The sequence below is a fragment of the Vallitalea okinawensis genome, from assembly GCF_002964605.1.
GTDB classification, from domain to species: Bacteria; Bacillota; Clostridia; order Lachnospirales; family PQDH01; genus Vallitalea_A; species Vallitalea_A okinawensis.
The window spans coordinates 308,942-330,833 of record NZ_PQDH01000001.1; the positions used below are offsets into that span (position 1 = coordinate 308,942).

22 protein-coding genes and 1 other annotated feature are annotated in these 21,892 nt (G+C 34.1%); of the genes, 8 read left to right on the forward strand and 14 right to left on the reverse strand.

Annotation, left to right across the window (positions count from 1 at the left end; all coding sequences use genetic code 11):
* Positions 1-26: 26 nt before the first annotated feature.
* Positions 27-1,391, reverse strand: coding sequence for an MATE family efflux transporter (locus C1Y58_RS01620; RefSeq protein WP_105614244.1), 1,365 nt, complete (start codon positions 1,389-1,391; stop codon positions 27-29).
* A gap of 200 nt (positions 1,392-1,591) precedes the next feature.
* Here C1Y58_RS01620 and C1Y58_RS01625 point away from each other — a divergent pair, with 200 nt between their 5' ends.
* Positions 1,592-2,044 carry a MarR family winged helix-turn-helix transcriptional regulator gene (locus C1Y58_RS01625; RefSeq protein WP_105614245.1) on the forward strand — a complete coding sequence of 151 codons (453 nt, stop codon included), beginning with the start codon at positions 1,592-1,594 and terminating at the stop codon, positions 2,042-2,044.
* Between the two features lie 44 nt (positions 2,045-2,088).
* On the opposite strand, the gene lysS is transcribed toward C1Y58_RS01625, so the two are convergent.
* A complete protein-coding gene (lysS, locus tag C1Y58_RS01630; RefSeq protein WP_105614246.1) occupies positions 2,089-3,654 on the reverse strand; it encodes a lysine--tRNA ligase in 1,566 nt (521 codons plus the stop codon).
* Between the two features lie 97 nt (positions 3,655-3,751).
* Positions 3,752-4,010: a binding site (T-box leader), on the reverse strand.
* A 111-nt stretch (positions 4,011-4,121) separates the two neighbouring features.
* Positions 4,122-4,880, reverse strand: a complete 759-nt coding sequence (gene fabI, locus C1Y58_RS01635) for an enoyl-ACP reductase FabI (protein ID WP_105614247.1) — start codon at positions 4,878-4,880, stop codon at positions 4,122-4,124.
* Positions 4,881-5,066: 186 nt separating this feature from the next.
* Between fabI and C1Y58_RS01640 the strand changes: the two genes are divergently transcribed.
* From C1Y58_RS01640 to C1Y58_RS01650, 3 genes are all read left to right on the forward strand, one after another.
* On the forward strand, positions 5,067-5,543 hold the full coding sequence (locus tag C1Y58_RS01640; protein WP_105614248.1) for an S-ribosylhomocysteine lyase: 477 nt from the start codon (positions 5,067-5,069) through the stop codon (positions 5,541-5,543).
* 201 nt (positions 5,544-5,744) lie between these two features.
* A complete protein-coding gene (locus tag C1Y58_RS01645; protein WP_105614249.1) occupies positions 5,745-5,948 on the forward strand; it encodes a hypothetical protein in 204 nt (67 codons plus the stop codon).
* 84 nt (positions 5,949-6,032) lie between these two features.
* Positions 6,033-6,725: a potassium channel family protein gene (locus C1Y58_RS01650; RefSeq protein WP_170311483.1), complete on the forward strand. Its 693-nt coding sequence runs from the start codon at positions 6,033-6,035 to the stop codon at positions 6,723-6,725.
* Positions 6,726-6,773: 48 nt separating this feature from the next.
* On the opposite strand, the gene C1Y58_RS01655 is transcribed toward C1Y58_RS01650, so the two are convergent.
* Both C1Y58_RS01655 and C1Y58_RS01660 read right to left on the reverse strand, forming a co-directional pair.
* Entirely contained in the window at positions 6,774-7,523 is a 750-nt protein-coding gene (locus tag C1Y58_RS01655; protein ID WP_105614251.1) for a tryptophan-rich sensory protein, read from the reverse strand.
* A gap of 50 nt (positions 7,524-7,573) precedes the next feature.
* The gene (locus C1Y58_RS01660) at positions 7,574-8,254 is read right to left on the reverse strand and encodes a TraX family protein (RefSeq protein WP_157949897.1); all 681 of its coding nucleotides are present in this window, start codon (positions 8,252-8,254) and stop codon (positions 7,574-7,576) included.
* Positions 8,255-8,432: 178 nt separating this feature from the next.
* Here C1Y58_RS01660 and C1Y58_RS01665 point away from each other — a divergent pair, with 178 nt between their 5' ends.
* Both C1Y58_RS01665 and C1Y58_RS01670 read left to right on the forward strand, forming a co-directional pair.
* Positions 8,433-10,787 carry a glycoside hydrolase family 95 protein gene (locus tag C1Y58_RS01665; protein WP_105614253.1) on the forward strand — a complete coding sequence of 785 codons (2,355 nt, stop codon included), beginning with the start codon at positions 8,433-8,435 and terminating at the stop codon, positions 10,785-10,787.
* Between the two features lie 268 nt (positions 10,788-11,055).
* Positions 11,056-11,661, forward strand: a complete 606-nt coding sequence (locus C1Y58_RS01670) for an HAD family hydrolase (RefSeq protein ID WP_105614254.1) — start codon at positions 11,056-11,058, stop codon at positions 11,659-11,661.
* Positions 11,662-11,749: 88 nt separating this feature from the next.
* On the opposite strand, the gene C1Y58_RS01675 is transcribed toward C1Y58_RS01670, so the two are convergent.
* Complete coding sequence (locus C1Y58_RS01675; RefSeq protein ID WP_105614255.1) at positions 11,750-12,940, reverse strand: glycine C-acetyltransferase; 1,191 nt, start codon at positions 12,938-12,940, stop codon at positions 11,750-11,752.
* 12 nt (positions 12,941-12,952) lie between these two features.
* The gene (gene tdh, locus C1Y58_RS01680) at positions 12,953-13,993 is read right to left on the reverse strand and encodes an L-threonine 3-dehydrogenase (protein WP_207655688.1); all 1,041 of its coding nucleotides are present in this window, start codon (positions 13,991-13,993) and stop codon (positions 12,953-12,955) included.
* Positions 13,994-14,266: 273 nt separating this feature from the next.
* Between tdh and C1Y58_RS01685 the strand changes: the two genes are divergently transcribed.
* Both C1Y58_RS01685 and C1Y58_RS01690 read left to right on the forward strand, forming a co-directional pair.
* Positions 14,267-15,226 (forward strand): M15 family metallopeptidase, encoded by a 960-nt coding sequence (locus C1Y58_RS01685; RefSeq protein ID WP_105614256.1) that lies wholly within the window; start codon positions 14,267-14,269, stop codon positions 15,224-15,226.
* 90 nt (positions 15,227-15,316) lie between these two features.
* The gene (locus tag C1Y58_RS01690) at positions 15,317-16,183 is read left to right on the forward strand and encodes an SDR family NAD(P)-dependent oxidoreductase (protein ID WP_105614257.1); all 867 of its coding nucleotides are present in this window, start codon (positions 15,317-15,319) and stop codon (positions 16,181-16,183) included.
* Positions 16,184-16,247: 64 nt separating this feature from the next.
* On the opposite strand, the gene C1Y58_RS01695 is transcribed toward C1Y58_RS01690, so the two are convergent.
* The 7 genes from C1Y58_RS01695 to rpmE all read right to left on the reverse strand — a co-directional run bounded on the left by C1Y58_RS01695 (position 16,248) and on the right by rpmE (position 21,809).
* Entirely contained in the window at positions 16,248-16,622 is a 375-nt protein-coding gene (locus C1Y58_RS01695; RefSeq protein WP_105614258.1) for a P-II family nitrogen regulator, read from the reverse strand.
* 15 nt (positions 16,623-16,637) lie between these two features.
* Positions 16,638-17,045, reverse strand: a complete 408-nt coding sequence (locus tag C1Y58_RS01700) for a P-II family nitrogen regulator (RefSeq protein WP_105614259.1) — start codon at positions 17,043-17,045, stop codon at positions 16,638-16,640.
* A 128-nt stretch (positions 17,046-17,173) separates the two neighbouring features.
* Entirely contained in the window at positions 17,174-18,424 is a 1,251-nt protein-coding gene (locus C1Y58_RS01705) for a cation:proton antiporter (RefSeq protein ID WP_105614260.1), read from the reverse strand.
* A gap of 239 nt (positions 18,425-18,663) precedes the next feature.
* The gene (gene prfA / locus C1Y58_RS01710; RefSeq protein WP_105614261.1) at positions 18,664-19,731 is read right to left on the reverse strand and encodes a peptide chain release factor 1; all 1,068 of its coding nucleotides are present in this window, start codon (positions 19,729-19,731) and stop codon (positions 18,664-18,666) included.
* A gap of 1 nt (position 19,732) precedes the next feature.
* Positions 19,733-20,605 (reverse strand): peptide chain release factor N(5)-glutamine methyltransferase, encoded by an 873-nt coding sequence (gene prmC, locus C1Y58_RS01715; RefSeq protein ID WP_105614262.1) that lies wholly within the window; start codon positions 20,603-20,605, stop codon positions 19,733-19,735.
* A complete protein-coding gene (locus C1Y58_RS01720) occupies positions 20,568-21,503 on the reverse strand; it encodes a DUF1385 domain-containing protein (RefSeq protein ID WP_105614263.1) in 936 nt (311 codons plus the stop codon). The genes prmC and C1Y58_RS01720 overlap by 38 nt, the downstream gene beginning before the upstream one ends.
* Before the next feature lie 93 nt (positions 21,504-21,596).
* Positions 21,597-21,809 (reverse strand): 50S ribosomal protein L31, encoded by a 213-nt coding sequence (gene rpmE / locus C1Y58_RS01725; RefSeq protein WP_105614264.1) that lies wholly within the window; start codon positions 21,807-21,809, stop codon positions 21,597-21,599.
* Positions 21,810-21,892: the final 83 nt, after the last annotated feature.

Below are 21,892 nucleotides of genomic sequence, written 5' to 3' on the forward strand. Positions count from 1 at the left end.
TGGTTTTTATTTCTAATCGATTAACATTAATCATTTGCGAGAAGAACTTTTGGCTCCTTTTCTCTAGCTTTAAATACTGGCAGCAGCATAACTATGGTTACAAGTACTGCTAATCCATCTGCTATTGGTGTGGATAACCATACACCTGTTAACCCTAGTACTTTGGGTAAAGAAAGTACTACAGGTATTAAGAAAATGAACTGTCTTGCTGCACCTAAGAATAAGGCTTTTTTTACCTGAGCAATAGATTGGAAATAAGCCGTGCCAAGTAAGTTGATACTAAGTAGTGGTAACATCAAAATGAATAATCGAAGACCTTTGGTGGCAATGGGCATGGTCAATGATTCTGGTGCAATAAAAAGTTGCATGAATAGTGTTGGGAAACCTTCTAACAATATAAAAACTACTGATGAAAATGCTACTGCCATTGACACACCAACAATGAGGGTTTTTTTTACTCTATTTTTTAGGTTTGCACCATGATTATAACCGATAATAGGTTGCATCCCCTGTTGAATACCCATCACAGGCATAATAAACATACTGTAAAGGCTATTAATACCTCCCATAGCTGTAATGGCAGCATTACCTCCATAATTGACTAATGATACATTAAGCAACATCATAGCAATACTGGAACCAATTGGTGTAATAAAGGAGGAAGCTCCAATACTTACTATAGCTTTAACCACTTTAATTTCTGGTACTAAATCTTTTTTGATTATTTTAAGGACACTTTTACCCTTTACATAATAACCGACGAGCAGCATTAATCCAACAAACTGCCCAATAATCGTCCCCAAGGCTGCCCCTTTAACTCCCCAACCCATAATCCTAATAAATATATAATCCAAGGCAATATTCGTTAATGCTGATGTCATCATTGCTAACATGGATAACTTAGGACGTCCTTCTGTTCTAGCTGCACTTGCTAAGGCAAATGAAATAAGCTGAAATATAATCCCTCCCAAAATAATGTTCATATAATTGAGTGCATAGGGAAGTGTAACCAGATCTGCTCCAAGTAATCTAAGTAATCCTTCCATGGATAGATAGCCTATAACAGTTATAGATAAACCTAAGATTACTGCAATGCTTAATGTATTACCAAAAATATGATTAGCCTTTCTATTGTCATTCTCCCCAAGTTTAATGGATATTAGTGCTGCACCACCAATACCAACTAAACTAGCAAAAGCAAAGATGAGTATCATGAGGGGGAATGCAATTGTAAGACCAGCTAAGGCATTTTCTCCTGCGTAGTTCCCAATAAAAATTCTATCCACTATATTATAAATAGCGTTAACCATATTGGCTATAACAGCTGGTATTGAGAATTGTAGTAAAAGCTTCGTTATGGATTCTTGTCCTAACTTAGTTGTGTTACTCATAAAATCACCTCTATATTAATAATTAGATTTCTCATCATATTTCAACTATAACAGTTATATATACGTATGTCAATGTTAGTTTTCTTACTATATTGACTTTCTTTTTCCATATTGCTATAATATCTTTAACCAAGTCAACACCATTAAGTTAATTTAAAGAAAGATTAGTGCAATATTTGCCATAAAAAATGAGGTGATTAATGTTGATACAGATGGATGAAACACTTGAAAGTATTCTTAATCTTATCCCTATGGTAACAGATATTTTCTTTAAGCATTTTCAATTTTCTTCTGGTTTACTGAATGATCTTAATAAAACACATACGAGAACCCTCATGATTTTAAAGTTCGAGGGACCTTCTACAATGAGTGTTATCAGTCATAAAGTGGAACTTGAAAAAGGTTCATTCACTCCGGTTGCAAATAAGCTCATTCAATTAGGATATATCGAGAAGTTACAATCATCTGGGGATAAACGTAAAAGTATGTTACAGTTGACAGAAGTAGGTCATACTGTGGCTGAAAAATTCCATGAGGAACATACTGCATATATGCATAAACAACTTAATAAACTTACTGAAGCAGAACGTGATGTTTATCTAGCTGCTATTAATTTAGTATTATGTACTTCAAGGAAAATGCTTGAAGAGTAACATAAGAGGTCAAGATTAATATCTTGACCTCTTAACATAAAATATTAGTGAGTAAAATCTAATAACTCTAAGGTTTTCTCTATTCCCGCAGCTTCAATCAATAGATTAATAGGAGGTCCACTCCTACTATTAAGCATTAACATATATATGGTTTGAAATAATAGTTTTTGATTTGAACGCATAACCCTTTTTTCTTCATGATGGCATATTCCGTAAATCATGGGCATGAGTTGCTCACCCTCTATATCCCAACTATGGCGAATGAGGGAACAAAAATCCCTTAACCATTTTCTCTGAAGATCATTTAGTGTTGCGTAATATGATAGGTTCTTTTCATTTACCCAACTATGCATTTTTATTGGAAACCAATTTCTAATCCAATACTCTGCCCTATCACTAATTGATTTTAGTGCATTGAAGTCGTATTCTTCTCCAATTTTAGTCAATACTTTTTGGAGTAGCAGTATATCAAAATTAATGAGTGGCAGTATACCTGCTATTTGGTTAAACTTTGGTACTGGTCCTATATGAGTACTCGTGTTAGACAGAATCATAGAATAGCATAATTCTTCATCCTCTAATGTATGATTCCCATATCTTGCCTTTAGTCGTTCATACTCTGTATAGTTTCTTATAACATCCTCATCAAGTCCAATATTAAAAGCTGCAGCAGGCTTGTATTTTGAGAACATAAATAAGATTATGTCTGGCAAATAAGTTTTTAGTAACTCCTTTGGTGTTATAATATTTCCCGTGGAACTTGACATCTTGCCTTGACACCCTTTTATACCGATAAAATCATATGCTATAAATTCTGGTGGAGAATAATTAAAAATTTCCTTTGCAATCTCAGTTGAGACTTGAAAACTTCCAGCATCTGAAGAATGGTCCCTGCCACCAGGTTCAAAAGTAACTTTTTCAACCATCCAGCGCATTGGCCAATCAATTTTCCAATTTAACTTAATATTACTTGCCTCCATTATAGGTTGTATACCATGTTGCCCACATTGACATCTATATTCAATTTCTCTTGTCTCACTATTAAAATTTAATATATGAGTATCATCTTTATTACACATCTCACAGTAAAGTGTAATGGGATAGAAACTATTCCGTTCATCTTCTGATGGCTTTTGGGTTTTGAATGATATCAGTATATCGTAAATTTCTTTTCGATAAACCAAAGCATGAAGTATTTGTGGGTTATATCTACCACTTTTGTACTCCCTACTTTGGTATCTGAACTCTGCATCAATATCAAACTCTTTTAGTGATTCCTCAAATTCTTTCTCAAAATGCTCAGCATAGGAATCATGACATCCATATGGATCTGGAATATCTGAATATGGCATCCCAATGTATTGCTTAAAACAAGGATCAATGTTTCCTGGTACTTTTCTAAATCGATCAAAATCATCCCATGAAAAAAGGAATCTTGCCTTCTTGCCTTGCATTTGCAACGCTTTAACAATAAAATAAGTGGTTACCACCTCTCGAAAATTACCTATATGGACTGATCCAGAAGGACTAATTCCTGAGGCACATACAAACTCATCTTTATCCGGGTATTGCATAATCAATTCATTAGCTACTCTATTTGCCCAATGCATCATATCACTCCTTTAAAATCAATTTATCTTTATTGAATAACAGATTAACTTCTAAAATTTTTGCACTAAAAAAACTCCCACCCCCAAGATTATTCATCTTGAGGACGAGAGTTACTAACTTCGTGGTACCACCTCAGTTTGCTCATATGTCACCATATCAGCCTCTTCAAGTACGGCAAATTAATGCTTATACTCTATCTCTGTAACGGGAGAACCCGTCGTAATATCCCTAAATGATTTAGTTCCATACGAAGCTCCAAGGCTTTTTTCATTAAGACAATCCTTACTCCTTCTCAGCACCCGGAGTTCTCTGTAAAATCATGTTTCTTAACTACTCTTCTCTTCACAGCTTTTATTTTATAAATTTATTATGCCTATTGTAATCAATTTCAAATTAAATGTCAATAACTTTCTGAAATTTTAATATAAAACCCAGAAATCATAATTATTTCTGGGTTTCTCTTTACTTATAAGACAATATTCAATCCACCATCTACATAAATTATTTCCCCTGTTATTCCTGATGATAATTCACTGCTTAAGAAAGCTGCAACATTACCGACTTCTTCTTTTGTCACAGTTCTTCTTAATGGTGTTTTTTCTGTTGCTGATTTAATAAGAGTACTGAAATCTTTAATACCTTTAGCTGCAGCAGTTTTAATTGGACCAGCTGATATAGCATTAACGCGAATATCCTTACTTCCTAAATCACTTGCTAGATACCTAACTGAACTTTCTAAAGCAGCCTTTGCCATACCCATTACATTATAATTCGTTACAGCTTTTTGCGAACCAATGTAGGACATTGTAACAATACTTCCGCCATTGGTCATCAATTCAGATGCACATCGAGTTACAGCTATTAATGAATAGGCACTTATGTCTTGCGCCAAGGCATAACCTTCTCTACTGGTATTGACAACAGATGTATATAGATCTTCTTGTTTGGCATAGGCAATTGAATGAATAACACCATCAATAGTTCCCACTTCATCTTTTATATGATTAAAGGCAGCCTCAATTTCCTCATCTTTTGTTACATCACAAGGAATCAATATTCCTTCTTCACCAATCATCTTTTGCAATTTATCTTTGATTCTTTCATTCTGATATGTATAGATAATTTGTGCACCATAACTTTTCATTACCTGTGCACATCCCCATGCTATACTCCACTTGTTGGATACACCCATAATGACAATCTTTTTATCTTTTAATAAGTCCATTTTACGCCTCCATATTATTTTGATTCTCAAAGTAATTGAATTAAAATTATTATACAAGGTCTTACTTTTATTGTCAATATTTTTTCTAATTTCTTACACAATAGTAGAATGGGTTAATAAACTATTGAACTTTGATGCATAGTCTTATATAATTATGGCATAAATAGTTGATATGGAGGTCAAAGTATGAAAAAAATTGCTAGTTTTACAGTTAATCATATAGATTTACTTCGTGGTGTATATCTGTCACGTAAAGACGTTGTTGGTGACCAAGTTCTTACAACATTTGATTTAAGAATGAAAGAACCTAATCGTGAGCCAGTACTCAATACGGCTGAGATTCATACTCTTGAACATTTAGGAGCCACATTTTTAAGAAACCACCCAGAATATGATGAGAAAACTGTTTATTTCGGTCCAATGGGATGTCGAACTGGTTTTTACGTTATTTTTAAAGGCAATTTAGAATCCAAAGATATATTATCTATCGTTACAGAACTCTTTGATTTTGCGGCATCCTTTGAAGGAGAAATTCCTGGCGGTTCAGCAAGAGATTGTGGTAATTATTTAGATATGAATCTGCCAATGGCTAAATACGAAGCTCAAAAATATTTGGAACTACTTCAAAATCTAGGTGATGAAAATTTAGTATATCCTGAATAATGAACAAATTCCTCTTTTCATATGGTTATAATGAAAATTCTTTCCTCATATATAATGAGAAGTTACTACAAATAATAAATATTGAACATAAGTTTACTATTAACGGTGGACAGTTCAATCTTTTTCTTGTTTAATAAGTTTAAAATATTAATTGGACTTATAGTGTAGTGGATAAGTTAATCATATGAAAGGGGCTTTTCTATGGATCAAATGTATAATTTCGCTCAAGTTGCAAATAATTGTAGTCAATACTCACCTTATAGTTCAGGTATGACTAATGGTACTAGTGACTCAGCTGCAGATTGTTCTTGTTTAAATTGTCAAAACTTCAAAGAACACCATTGTCAATTGGACTTATACGATAAAATCAATGAAAACCTAACGAAGTACTCAAGTGAATTATAATTAAAGGAGAAATGGCAAAGGATTTCGGTCCTTTGTCATCATACTATGAAATTTAAATTAATTATTCTATGGTGTCTTCTTGTTGTGATCCTATATAACCCATTAGTCTTAACCCTTTATAATAATACTATTATTATGATCCTTACTATTATTATTGAGACATCTTTATTATTTTTTTCGTGGAAATATTTTACACTAGGCTTTTTATTTAATAGTACCTTCTTGGTATATTTACCATACTTACTTATGAATAATTATCTCAATATTAATCAAGCTTCAGCTAATTCAATTATAATACTCATTGTATATGTTTTTGTCATAACCATCATTAATTTATTTATTTTGGCCAGTGATATACGTGATAAAAAACCCTTATCAAATGACTTATTAAAATTAAGAAAGATGAATACACTCAATAAAGGCTTTTTATCATTTCTAATTAGTGTCAACAAAAAACAGGTGGTCATCAAAACAGCCGGTATCTTCATATTGTATATATTATTACTGTACAACTTATTATTTATCTTTGCGCTGTTATACGCCAGCCTAGGTGGTATATTCAATGAAGGTATTAATACTTTCAATAACATGTTAGATGCAATTTATTTCAGTGCAACGACTTTTTTCACTATTGGATTTGGCGATATAACCCCTCGGGATTATAGTCAACTCACAAAAATAATCGTTATTGTTCAAGCTATTCTTGGGCATTTAATAACCACAGTTTTTTGGCCAGTTGTTATCATTTTTGCATTTAATAAAAAAAGTATTGATTAACGTTAATAACCCTCATTCCAAGAATGAGGGCTAATTTAATAATCAATTTTACTCTTTTTGAACGATATAAATTAAATTGATCATTAGAACCATACATGCAAATAAAGTTACTATAAGAGGACCTTTGTAAGATGTGTATAAATACTTATAAACTAAGCCTAAATAAGCCCATAGATAAACCAATAGTACGTAGGGATCTCTGAACTTATTGGCTATATATATAATTAACCCAAGTCCTAAGAGAATTACTATCATTGTCCATATGACGGGGCTTATTCCCCATCCGCCCCACCCATTAGCTACCAATACAATAGATACATTAGCTATAACGGCAATTGTAGTCCATGCAAAGTAGATAGAGAATGGAAAATAAACAAAAAGCTCTTCTTTTCCATTAAAATTGCATTTATGCTTATTCAACACAACATAGATGATACTTAAGTAAATCATTAAGCCAATAATAGTGAGAAGGTTCCATGTAAATAAAAAGTGATGGAATAAAATCACCCAAATACTGTTTAACAGACAAGTAATAATAAATGGTAAACGAATCTGTCGATAATAACTTTTACATCTCTGTGAAGGTAAGAATTGATAAATGACAAAGATGAATAAAAGTAAATAAATAATAAGCCAAATAGAAAAAACATAACCAGGTGGCGTAAATAATGTGCTCACAGAAGCTGACACTTCAGCCATAGTGACACCATTAATAGGTAAACTCTCAGCATACCAGTTAATAAAAATCATTAAGAAATAGGCTAAAATAGTTGCTATACTCAAATTATTTTTCCCCATAGATAATCCCTCAATATATTTCTCTTACTAATAATATATTGAGGGATTACTTAAAATATGTTGTACTCTGCTATTATCCTAATAATCAGAAGGTGCAAGGGATAAAAAATATAGAAGAAATATTTAGCTTTTGGACCGGCCTTTTTATTATACAGCAATATGAGTGGTAATGCTAACACGCAAAAAAACTGTAGACTGTTAATAAAGCTAATAGGATATTCGGTGTAGATTAAAAGATTTCTACCAACATTCAAAAGTAAAAGTGCTAAAGCCATTTTCTTTTTATCCTCAAAAAAATAGTAGAATAAGAACATGGTTATAATACCATAGGCTCCATAATCAGACAGTATTGTTTCTCCAGCAACCATCATAAGAATAAGTGAAATATATGCCCATACAGGTTTGTCTACTCTCAATTGATCAAATAAATAAATTGCTAGAAGACCAATCAATAGTGTAAACAGTACATTTTGGTGGCTGAAATCTACCCATGTCCCAAAGATGCCATAATCAAAAAAGGGTTCTGCTATAAAAGCAAATACGCCTAATCTAAGCATGTATTTTTTAACATCCTTAGTATGAAAATAACCATTAGCAATCAACCAAGCAAAAATCGGAAATGCAATTCTCCCAATAAACCTAAACAATAAGATTTCCGGAAATAAGATTGCACCTACATGATCAATCAGCATTGTTATGATAGCTATCATCTTAAGTGTAAATGTGTTCATCTCATCTCTCCTCGTAATCATTCATATCTTAACCTTAATTGTAATACAATTACCACTTTTTATCAAAGAGAATTTACCATTGTCCACTGTACTTCTAACTATATCACCTTTACTATTCATTTATGATGCTTTATAATGTAGCCATTAACTATTTAATGATAATTATAAGGAGGCAACTATGCAAACTTCAAGGTTATGGTACAGACAATCTGCTAAAAACTGGAACGAAGCCCTTCCACTAGGTAATGGTCATATGGCTGCTATGGTATACAGCGGTGAGGAGATTGACCGTATTCAATTAAATGATGATACTTTATGGTCAGGAATACCTTTTCAACCAACTGAGAAGGATTTAACTGACAAACTAAAAGAGGTAAGATTACTACTCAAACAAGGTGAGTATCTTAAAGCACAAAAAATTGTCGAAGATCATATGCTTGGTGCATGGAATCAATCTTATATCAGTCTTGGTGAATTACAATTACACCATTATGATACTGCTGGTGATGTAGAGACTTATCAACGTCAGCTACATATAGATGATGCACGATTAGAGACTAGCTATCGAATAAAAAATTGCCTGTATAAAAGAGAGTATTTTATTTCAGGTAAAGACGACATCATGGCCATTAAATATACTGCTACAGAAGCTAAGTTGAATGTGGGAATACATTTGGCAAGCTTACTAAAAGATCAAGTTACTGTTAACGATAATCGCTATGTTTTTAAAGGACATGCCCCTCTTCATATTGAACCAGAATATGCAAACATTACACCTTCAATCAACTGGGATAAAGCAATGTCTTTTGAATTACAAATACAAGTTGAAACTGATGGTCAAATCATCACAAGAGGCGAAGAGTTAACTGTTCTAGATGCAACAGTAATCGTTTACTATATTACCAGTGCTACCAGCTACAACGGTTATAATAAAGACCCTCGTCATGAGGGTAAAGATCCATCAGCTGAATGCTCTTCAAAATTGGATAATATTCATAACCTAACTTATGAAGAAATATTAAGTCGCCATGTGAGAGACTACCATACTCTTTATAATCGGGTTAATTTTCAATTGGATATTGATGCAAAAGACGATATTCCTACAGATATTCGAATCAAAAACTATAAAAATGGTGAACAGGATGAATATCTCTTTAAACTACTCTTTGACTTTGGCCGGTATATGGTTATTTCTGGTTCAAGACCTGGTACACAGCCACTGACTCTTCAAGGCAAATGGAATAAGGACCTTCGTCCTTATTGGAGTAGCAATTTAACTGTAAATATCAATGTTCAAATGAACTATTGGACAGCAGAAAGCTGTAATTTATCCGAATGCCATTCACCACTATTTGATTTACTCAAGGAGATTTCAGAAACTGGACGTTTAACAGCCGACAGTTACGGCTGTCGTGGCTGGGCGGCTCATCACAACCTTGACATTTGGCGTAATACCATTGCTACAGGTGAGAAGAACCCTAAACCAGGTAAAGCACGTCATGCTTTCTGGCCATTCAGTGGCGTATGGTTATGTCAGCATCTATGGGAACGTTATGATTTCACAAGAGATCAGTCCTTCCTAAAAGAAATCGCTTACCCTATTATGAAAGATGCAGCTCTTTTCTGTCTTGACTGGTTAGAAGAAGATGAAGACGGAACATTCATGAGTTCACCTTCAACATCACCTGAGAATCAATTTTTTACCTCAAATGGCAATCAATGTGCTGTAAGTCGCTCTACTACAATGGATATAGCTATGTTTAAAGATTTATTTGGAAACGTTATTGCATCCAGTGAAATCCTAGATTTAGATATAGAATTAAGAAATCAATTAATTGATGCTCTTAATCGTTTACCCGACTATCAAATTGGTCAGCACGGACAACTTCAAGAGTGGTATCATGATTTTGAAGAGTTTGAGCCAGGACATCGCCACCAGTCTCATTTATTTGCTCTGTATCCAGGTAAAAGCATAACACCACTCAGTACCCCAGAACTTTCTGATGCTTGTAAAAAAAGTATAGAAAGACGATTAGAACATGGCGGTGGTTACACTGGCTGGAGTTGTGCATGGATCATTAATCTCTATGCTAGATTATTAAGTACTGATGGTGTACATCAATCTCTATCAACACTGATGAGCCATTCCATCTATACCAACATGATGGACGCTCACCCCCCCATGCAAGCTGATGGTAACTACGGTGCCATAGCTGGAATCACCGAAGCCTTACTTCAAAGTCACGAAGGTTTTATACGCTTTATCCCTGCCCTACCAAAAGTATGGCCAAAAGGCACCATCAAAGGTCTACGTGCCAGAGGTGGTTTTGAGGTAGCCATGGGATGGGATAATAACCAACTAAGTGAAGCCAAGATAATCTCCTTATGTGGCGAAAAATTAAGCTTCTACACGGATTCAAATGAAATAATCAAAATCTACAATAAGGATGATGAAGTTGATTATCAGCAAGAAGGTCAAATCATCACATTGAATACTGAGCCAAATAAGAGCTATCATATCATCTTCTCTTAATTACACTCATAGTGTTTATGTTAGCTCTGAATAACTCTTTAAAAAAGCATACTCCCCTAGCCTATACAGAAAGCCTATAGGGGGTTCTATGGAGTAGTGAGCCATGGATGGCGAACCTGGCTGTCTAAGACATGGACGACTTTCCAGCCAGCGCAATAGAACCCTTTATAGGCTTGACTCTCTATAGTTACATTATCTTTTAATTTCACCCATTTCTCACTATAATTTTCTACAATTTTTTGGTATAATAAGCTAGGAGGTGATAGCAATGATAAAAAATATTATTTTTGATTTAGGACGAGTTTTACTAACCTTTGATCCAGAAGGCTTTATAGAGAGTAAAGCTGATCTAGCTCCACATAAGGATTTCTTATTAGAAAACGTTTTCAAGAATCCTTTATGGATTGAACTAGATCGTGGTACCATGTCAGTCGATGAAGTTGTTCAGAAGATTTCCAGTACTTATCCTGACTTAAGAGAAGTTATTAACAGTTGTTTGCATGATTTCAATGAAATGTTTAATGTCATAGAATCATCTGAGAAGATTTTATATGATCTTAAAGAACAAGGCTATAATCTATACATATTATCCAATTTTCATGTGGAATCATACGATTATGTTACTAGCCGCTTTAATTTCTTTAAAGCTTTTGATGGCCGCATAATCTCAGCTTATGTAAAGCAAGTTAAACCTGATCGTGGAATTTACGAGACCTTACTTGTGACATTTGACCTAAAGGCTGAGGAAACATTATTTATTGATGATACACTGGCAAATATAGAAGGTGCTGCCGAAGTCGGTATTCACGGTATTCACTTATATGATCCAGCCATCTTAGAAAATGCTCTTTCTGAATTTGAAATAGCTGTTTAAGTTTAACCTATTAAAGGCACATGATAGTCTGTTATATACAGAACTTCATGTGCCTCTTTTACGTCATCACTTTCTTTGTAGCTAAAACTTATATTCCTAATTCTTCTTTTGCTTCTTTAAATGCTTTAATGGCAAAGTCCAAATCTTCTTTCGTATGCACAGCAGAAATTTGAGTTCGAATTCTTGCTTTTCCTTTTGGTACAACTGGATAGAAGAATCCTATAACATAAACGCCTTTTTCGAGCATCTTGTCAGCCATTTTAGATGCAACTACTGCATCATATAACATGATTGGAACAATGGCATGCTCACCATCTGGTATATCAAATCCAGCATCTCTCATATTTTCTCTAAAATAACGGGTATTCTCTTCTAAACGATCTCTATACTCTGTAGATTCCATTAACATATCTAAGATTCTAATAGAGGTAGCTGAGATAGCTGGCGATAATGTATTTGAGAATAAATAAGGTCTAGAGCGTTGACGTAATAAATCAATGATTTCTTTACGCCCACTTGTGTAACCACCACTTGCTCCCCCTAATGCCTTACCTAATGTACCTGTAATAATATCAACACGCTCCATCACATGACAATGTTCATGTGTACCACGACCCTTTTCACCAACAAAGCCAACAGCATGGCTGTCATCTACCATAACCATAGCACCGTATTGATCAGCTAAATCACAGATACCTTCTAAATTAGCAATAATCCCATCCATTGAGAAAACACCATCAGTTGCAATTAACTTTATTCGAGCTCCTGCTTCGTCGGCTTCCTTCAATTTAGCTTCTAAGTCAGCCATATCATTATTTTTATAACGGAATCTTTTTGCTTTGCTTAATCGTACCCCATCAATAATGGACGCATGATTAAGTTCATCACTGATAATGGCATCATCAGCAGTTAAAATAGTTTCAAATAACCCACCATTAGCATCAAAACATGATGAATATAGAATCGTATCTTCCATCCCTAAGAATTCAGAAATCTTATCTTCAAGTTCTTTATGAATTTCTTGAGTTCCACAAATAAATCTTACTGAAGATAGGCCATATCCCCATCGATCATAACTGTCTTTGGCAGCCTTAATGACTTCTGGATGATCACAAAGTCCTAAATAATTATTAGCACACATATTTAAAACACCAGGTGTCGTTGTCGTATCAATTCTTCCTGACTGTGGCGTAGTAATAATTCTTTCGTTCTTATATAAACCACTTTCTTTAATTTCTTCTAACGTATTTAAATAGATTGCTCTAGATTGATCAAACATCTTATCTCCTCCTTATAACCATTCTAAAACTACTTTACCAGATTGACCTGATGACATGATTTCAAAACCTTTTTCAAATTCTGTGTAATGAAATTTATGTGTTATAACAGGTGCAATATCAAGACCTGTCTGAATCATTGATGTCATTTTATACCATGTTTCATACATTTCACGACCATAAATTCCTTTAATGGTCAATCCATTAAATACAACTGTATTCCAATCAATGGTTGTATCAGGGCCTTGTATTCCTAGCATAGCAATCTTACCACCATGCGCCATAGCAGAAAGCATATCGTTGAAAGCTCTTGCATTACCTGACATCTCAAGACCAACATCAAAACCTTCTTTCATATCTAATTCTTTCATGGCATCATTAATGGAGCTCTTTGATACATTAACAGCTACAGAAGCACCCATTTTTTTAGCTAAATCTAAGCGGTAATCATTTAAATCTGTAACAACGATATGACGAGCACCAGCATGCTTTGCTACTGCGGTAGCCATAATACCGATGGGTCCTGCACCTGTAATGAGTACATCCTCTCCCAATAAATCAAAGGATAAAGCAGTATGTACTGCATTACCAAATGGGTCGAAACAGCTCAACACTTCCATCGGAATTTTAGGATCACAATGCCATACATTAGTGACAGGAATCGCAAGATACTCAGCAAATGCTCCAGGTCGATTTACTCCGATGCCCATTGTATGAGCACATAAATGACGACGTCCTGCAAGACAGTTACGACAGCGTCCACAAACAAGATGTCCTTCTCCTGAAACCATATCACCAATCTTATAGTCTTTTACATTACTTCCCATAGCTTCTACAGTTCCCACAAACTCATGTCCAACGGTCATTGGTGTAGGAATGGTTTGCTGAGCCCAATCATCCCATTTGTATATGTGAACATCAGTACCACAGATAGATGTTTTATGAATTTTTATGAGCACATCATTAATTCCTATTTCTGGAACAAGTACATCCTCTAACCACAATCCTGGTTTTCTGAATTTTTTGACTAATGCTTTCATTTTTTTTTGCGTCATCAAAATTCCTCCCATATCATTCAAATATATGTTGATGATTCAATAATGAATCAAGCTAAATTTATCAAACTTAGTTCAAATTTTGAACCTCAAGCTCAATATTCATTAATAGTTACTTATACTATATATGATGAGTGTCTTTATGTCAAGAACATCACGCATACATATGTACTAAATATATAGTACACTTATGCAATACTATCTTTTCTATCATATCTTAGCTGAATACCTCATACAATTCATGGAGACAAGTTTTTGTGAGGAGTGACATCGATGAAAAACTTCCACCTGCACCTTTTGATTGTGTACATCTTAATATCCGCCACAACATTTACTATTACGGAGCATCAAACTCTTTTTTCTAACCTTTCAGAGACCGAAGATGTACAACCTATCATATCCCAGGATTATCAAAGCACTGCAGAATCATATAATCTATTAGTCTTTGAAACAATTCAACAAGATGAATTTGATGAATTACTTTTAGTTAATACTATGAATCCTATTAGAGTTGATATTAATTCTATGGATATGCTTGCGATAACGTCTGATATGTCCATTAGGAGTAAATCAGAGGAATACGTCAATCCTGCTTGCTTGAATTCTCTAGAACAACTATTTATTGACGCAAAGAACTTAGGTTATGATGATCTCATAATTAACAGCGCTTACAGGGACTATCATTCACAAGAAGCTCTTTATAACAACCGTTTGGCAGCCAATTTGAAGCTCTATGATTATGAAACTGCTTTAGCACATACTGACCAATATGTTGCCATGGCTGGTTACAGTGAACATCAATTAGGGCTTGCCGTGGATATTTCATCAACTGATTTATATAGAAGCTATAATCGCCTTGAAGATATTCCTTCCTTTCAATGGCTATACGAAAACTGTTACAAGTATGGTCTATTACTAAGGTATCCAAAAGGCAAAGAGAATATTACTAGTATTGCCTACGAACCATGGCATTTTAGATACTTAGGGCAGCCAACAGCTGAATATATTTATATGCAAAATTTATGTTATGAAGAGTACGTTAATCGCCTAAAAGATGAAGAGATCATCACCTTCATAGATGAAAACAATGAATCCTACACCATGTATTATATTGATCATCTAGACAGCTATGATTTTTTTGAAATGGGAGTAAACATTAATAATGCTATTAATATTTCAAAATTGGACAGCTCTTCATACGTCATTGTTGTTTGGAATCATTATACAAATTAGTCACAAACAATACCTTGAATTGACTTAAGGTTTATGCTAATATACATATATGACACATGTGTCACATTTCATTTTAGGAAGGTGATTTAAGTGGATAGAAAAGTATGTATTATTACAGGAGCTAACTCAGGAATTGGTAAAGAAGCAGCAATTCAGATAGCTAGAGAAGGTTATCATGTCATTATCGCTTGTCGTAATAAAGAGCGTGGAATTACGGCTTTAGAGGATATTAAAAGGATTAGCAAGAGTCATGCCATTGAACTTATGCTTTTGGATTTATCTTTGAAATCATCCATTAAGGATTTTGCTGAGGAAGTCCTTCAAAAATATCCTGTTATCGATGTTCTCATTCATAATGCTGCTATTTTTGATATCACTCAAAAAAGTCCTCGTTATTCTTCAGAAGGTATAGAGACCATTTGGGCAACCAACCATATTGGTCCTGTTTATTTAACACTTCTACTCTTAGATGCTATTAAAGCGAGTTCTCAGGGACGTATTTTAACAGTTTCGTCTAAAGGACTGCTCTCCATGCCTGGACTTAAAGTAGATTTAAATGATCCTGAATTTAAGAAGCGCAAATTCAATTTAACAAAAGCTTATTATCAATCTAAATTAGCACAAGTTATGTATACCTATTGGTTAGCTAAACAATTAAAGAATACACCAGTCACAGTTAATAGTATACGGGTCACTGCAGTTCAGGTTGATATTAATCGCTATGCTAACTTGTCAGCGTTCTATAAAAAAATCTATAGCTTAAAAAGTAAATTCTCTTTAACACCTGAGGAAATGGCTAAAACCTATACCTATTTGGCCACTTCTAGTGACGTTAATCATATATCAGGTTCTTATTTTGATGAAAACAATAAAAAGGTCGGATCTAGCAAATATTCTCATGACTCTGGGCATATAGACGAAATCATGAAACTCACTATGTCCTATATAAATCCTTAAAGCACACATATAAAAGACCCATGATAGCGTATTCATGGGTCTTTAACGTATTCACATAATATCTTTATTCAACAACTTGTTCTCGAACACCTTTTGTTGTTAGTACTGGTACTGTAAACATGATCCCATCACCTGGCTTATGAGAATCCATGTGTAAGATTACCTCTATCTCATCCATCACTCTCTGAGCTTCTTCTTCAGAATTAAGAGCGATGAAAAATGTTTTATTATAATTACGTTTGATGTGGGACATAGAACTTTTATAACTACCTGCAATAATAGGTTCATATCCTTGTCCTTTCCCACAGAGATTATAGGAGCCAAATGTGTTCATCAGTGTAAAACGATCAATACCTATTTCTTTCAAACGCTTAATAATGGATTTCGTTTTCTTTACACGATTAAGAACAATAAACAGCATGTATCTTTGCTCTACCATAAGCAGCCCCCATTTCTAATAATATTCACTCTCTATTTCTTGAGCGATGACTTTTTTATTCTCCCTACTCTCAATATGTCGATGTAACTCCCCACCGCGCATATGAGTAACAGGTAGAACAAACATGATTCCTTTATTTGGACGCTTCATATCACCACCAAGAATCTTTTCTATATGTTCCATAACTCTTTCAACTTGCTCTTCTCTCTCAATAACGGAGAAAATAGTATTGTTAAATTGAGTATCACCTTCTAGTGACTGCATCATACTACTTAAAATAGGAATAGATGTCCTCTTTTGATTGACAGCTTTAGCCCCCATAGAATCTATCACTGTTGCTCCTCTAATTCCTAATTGATTCATTTTAAATAACACTTCCGATAGGTACTCTCTCTCATTTAAAACAATGAATAATACATACAATCTTACCACTCCTCAACTAAAGACATTTATGAGTAATAAGCAGCTCATGCTACTTAACTTTAATTCATATTAATCTTACTTTAATATTACACTATTCTGTTACTCTTGTCATTAAAAAATGCCATCCTTTAGCCACTGATGTTGTGTTGATTACCTATCTCGCATACTGGTTTCTCTTTAGAAAAGAGCATTTTTAATAATGGTGGTGTTACGATGGTGGAAATCACAACAAGTAATACAATACTTGTAAAAGTTTGATCTGTTATTATTCCTCTTGTTATTCCTTCTGTTGCAACGATTAAAGCAACCTCAGCTCTGGCAATCATACCAACTCCAATTTGTAGCGATTGTTTCGTAGTAAAACCGGTGGCTCTAGCACCTAGTCCACATCCTACTATCTTGCCAATAATGGCAATAAGGACAATGATCATAGCATACCCAATATATCCAAAAACTTCAGAGGTAATATTGGCTTTAAGCCCGATACTTACAAAGAAAATTGGCGTAAACAATGAAAATCCAATATATTGAATTCGCCTTTCAATCTTATGCCTAAATGGTGTTGTTGAAAAGATTACTCCTGCTATATATGCTCCTGTAATGGCTGCAACCTTAAATACTTCTGATGAAAATGCAAAAAGAAAACAAATAATGATAGCTATAGGAATGAATTTATCAGACCATGCATAATGAGATGCATATCGGTTAATCACCTTTGATATAATCGTACCTGCAACGATTGCTACAACAAAGAAGATGATCATACGAAATATTAATTTACCCACAGAATCACTTCCACTTGGGTCTATTATCCCTGTTACAACAGCTAACAGAATAATACCTAATACATCGTCAATAATTGCTCCCCCAAGAATGGATATCCCCTGTTTACTAGCAATTTGTCCCATGTCTCTTAAAACGGATACAGCGATACTTACAGATGTAGCTGTTAATATAGTACCAATGTAAAGCGCATACATAAACTGCTGATCATTTGTTCCATTAGGTAAATAATTCTTAAAGAACATAAACGGTATCAGGGTTCCTAACAATAACGGAAGAAGCATACCCCCTAACGCCACAAAAGACGCTCCTTTACCTGATGCTTTCAATTCTTTTAAATTGGTTTCTAAACCAGCTAAAAACATGAGAAGTAATACGCCAACTTCTGCCATACTACTAATAAATTCAGTTTCTCCATCAATAAGCCCTAGTACTGTTGGTCCAATAATAATTCCCATCAAGATTTGCCCTAAAACTTCTGGCATATTCAACTTGGCTGTTAGCTTACCTCCAATAAATGCTGCTAAAAGTAATACTGAAATTTCTAGTAGGAAAATATTATCTTCTGCAACGCCTAGTGCATGAAAGACTTCCATAATTTTATCTCTCCCCTCTAATTATTAGTCACTCATGGTGTTATACACCAAGGTCATATAAATAATACTCCCCCATCCATACTTGGATAAGGATTTATAAAAACATAAATAAACAAAAGCAGCTAAGGTACATCTTCCTTTCAAGCTTGTTTCGTTAAGAAAACGTTTTACCTTCCTTTTATTTATGTTTTATTCTTAACTATTTAACCACCACCCTAATCGGGTGGTGGATATAAAGACTACTCGATACTTTTAAGTTTTTCAGTTTGATCAGCTGTGATCAATGAATCAATTATTTCGTTGATGTCTCCATCTAAAATACCATCTAAACGGTGTAATGTCAACTTAATTCTGTGATCTGTTACCCTTCCTTGAGGGAAATTATAAGTTCTAATCTTCTCAGAACGATCACCAGTCCCTACTTGACTCTTACGGTTAGCAGATAATTCTGCTTGTTGCTTAGCCTGTTCAATTTCAAATAAACGAGCTCTTAATACTTTAAAAGCTTTATCTTTATTTTTAAGCTGGGATTTTTCATCTTGACAAGATACAACTAAACCTGTAGGTAAATGTGTTAATCGTACTGCTGAGTCAGTTGTGTTAACACTTTGCCCACCATTACCTGATGATCTAAATACATCAACACGTACATCATTTGGATTAATTTCAACATCAACATCATCAGCCTCAGGTAATACTGCAACTGTTACAGTTGATGTATGAATACGCCCACCTGATTCAGTGGTTGGGATTCTTTGCACACGATGAACACCACTTTCAAACTTTAATCTTGAATAGGCTCCTTGACCTTTAATCATAAAGATAATTTCTTTATAACCACCTACACCATTTTCGTTTGTATTCATGATTTCAACTTTCCATCTATTTCTTTCTGCAAAACGATTATACATTCTAAATAAGTCAGCAGCGAATAAAGCAGCCTCATCACCACCTGCACCACCTCGAATCTCAACAAATACATCTTTATCATCGTTAGGATCCTTTGGAACTAGTAATAACTTCATTTCATTTTCCAGTCCACCAATTTGAGCTTTTGCTTCAGCAAGCTCTTCTTTCGCCATTAACTTTAACTCTTCATCGTCTTCTTCTTCGAGTATCATTAAACTTTCTTCAATGGTCTCTTTCGTTTGCTTATATTCTTTATACTTATTAACGATTGGCGTTAAATTACTGTGCTCTTTCATAAGCTTTTGCCATTGACTTTGATTACTGATAATTTCAGGGTCACTGATTTTCTCTGATACTTCATTAAATCGAATAACCAGATCTTCAAGCTTATCAAACATCTTATTTCACCTCTAACTTTCCATAAACAACTCTGGCTATACCAGCTAAGTCCTTTACCACTTGAATACTGCTATAACCGTTTTCTTCAAATATATTTTTAATATCCTTACTTTGATGAATGCCTATCTCATAATAGAGATAACCACCCTTATTAAGAAATTTTTTTGCTTCTTTCGTAATTTTACGATAGAAATCTAAACCGTCTTCACCACCATCTAAAGCTGAATGAGGCTCGTGGTCATGGACTTCTTGCATTAGCGTTTCAATATCTGCTCTTGGTATATAGGGCGGATTGGATACTATAATATCAAACTTATTATAATCCTTTTCCTCTAATTTTTCAAATAAATCACTTTGAATAAATGTCAATCTATCGTTAACATCTATTTCCTTAGCATTTAATCTTGCAGTATTTAACGCACCTTCAGAGATATCAATGGCTACCCCAGTCCAAGCTTTAAGATTCTCCAACAAGCTTATACTGATGCAACCTGAACCAGTACCAATATCTAAAAGATTACCTGAATCAATTACATTATTATTTAAAATTAATTCAACTAAAACTTCTGTATCTTGTCTTGGAATCAAAACATTAGGATTAACATTAAACGTTAATCCCATGAATTCTTGATAACCACATATATATTGTACAGGCTCACCAGATGCTCTACGTTCTATCAGAGCTGTGAACCCCTTAACAATTTCTTCTTCTACTTCTTTATTTTGTCCTAGTATATAATCGATATTTGTCAAGTTTAGATAATCAAGCAATAACCACTTGGTATCTACTTCAGGATTTTCTATGCTATGGCTCTTTAAACGAGCTACTCCTTGTTCAAATAGCTTCCTGACTGTTAGCTTCTCTTGCTTCATACTCTAAAACTCCTTCAGTTGCTGCAATAGCTACTTCAATCATATCATCGTCTGGTTCTCTAGTTGTCAGTTTTTGCAAACTAATACCTGGGTAACTTAATATTGATACGAGTTTAGACTCCGAACGACCAGCCCATTTTAATATCTCATAAGATATACCTGCAATAATTGGCACTAATAAAATTCGTGATAACGCCTCCATCCAAATGTTAGGCGCATCAACCAAAACAAATACAAATATACTAATAAACATGACGATAAATAAAAAGCTTGTTCCACAACGCTTGTGTAAACGCGAATGTTTTCTAACATTTTCTACAGTCAACTCTTCCTCATGCTCTAAACAATTAATCGTTTTATGTTCTGCACCATGATACATGAAGACACGTTGAATATCTTTCATCTTGGAAATTAAAAGAATATAAATCAAAAATATACTCACACGAATTAAACCTTCCACAGTTTTTAAGAGTATAGCATTTGTAATGAATGATTGGAATATCTTTGAAATAAACATGGGTGCTAACATAAATAAGCCGACACCAAATACAAGGGCTATAACAATAGAAAACCCAATCAATATATCATCTAGCTTGTCACCAAATTTATCTTTAAGAAACTTATCAAATTTCGATTCTTCTTCCTCTTCATCTACCTCAAAAAACTCTGCGGAATATGTTAACGTCTTTATACCTATAATCATGGATTCAATAAAAGCAAAAACTCCTCTAATAAAAGGAATACGAAATAATTTACTCTTGTTCAAAAATGAATTCATTTCTTGATGATCTAAAATAATTTCTTTATCTGGCTTGCGAACAGCAACACAATAACGATCTTTGTCCTTCATCATAACACCTTCAATTAATGCTTGACCACCAATATCAACTCGTTTCACTATACCACCACCTTATATAAATCAGTCAATTCTAACTTTTCTCTATTATATCAAAAAAAGGCTGAAGTTATCAACCTCAACCTTTTACCTTTTTTATTCTTCGTCATTCTTGATGCCGTATTTACGGTTGAATTTATCGATACGACCACGAGCAACCATAGACTTTTGAGTACCTGTGTAGAAAGGATGACATTTTGAACAAATTTCCACGTGAATATGCTCATTAGTAGATCCTACTGAAAACTCGTTACCACAGTTACATTTCACAGTTGCTTGATGGTATTCTGGATGAATTCCATTTTTCATATTAACACACCTCCATGGTTTCATTATACTTGATTCCGACCAAATATAACGTAGGTTTTCTAAACAACTCATAAAGTATATCA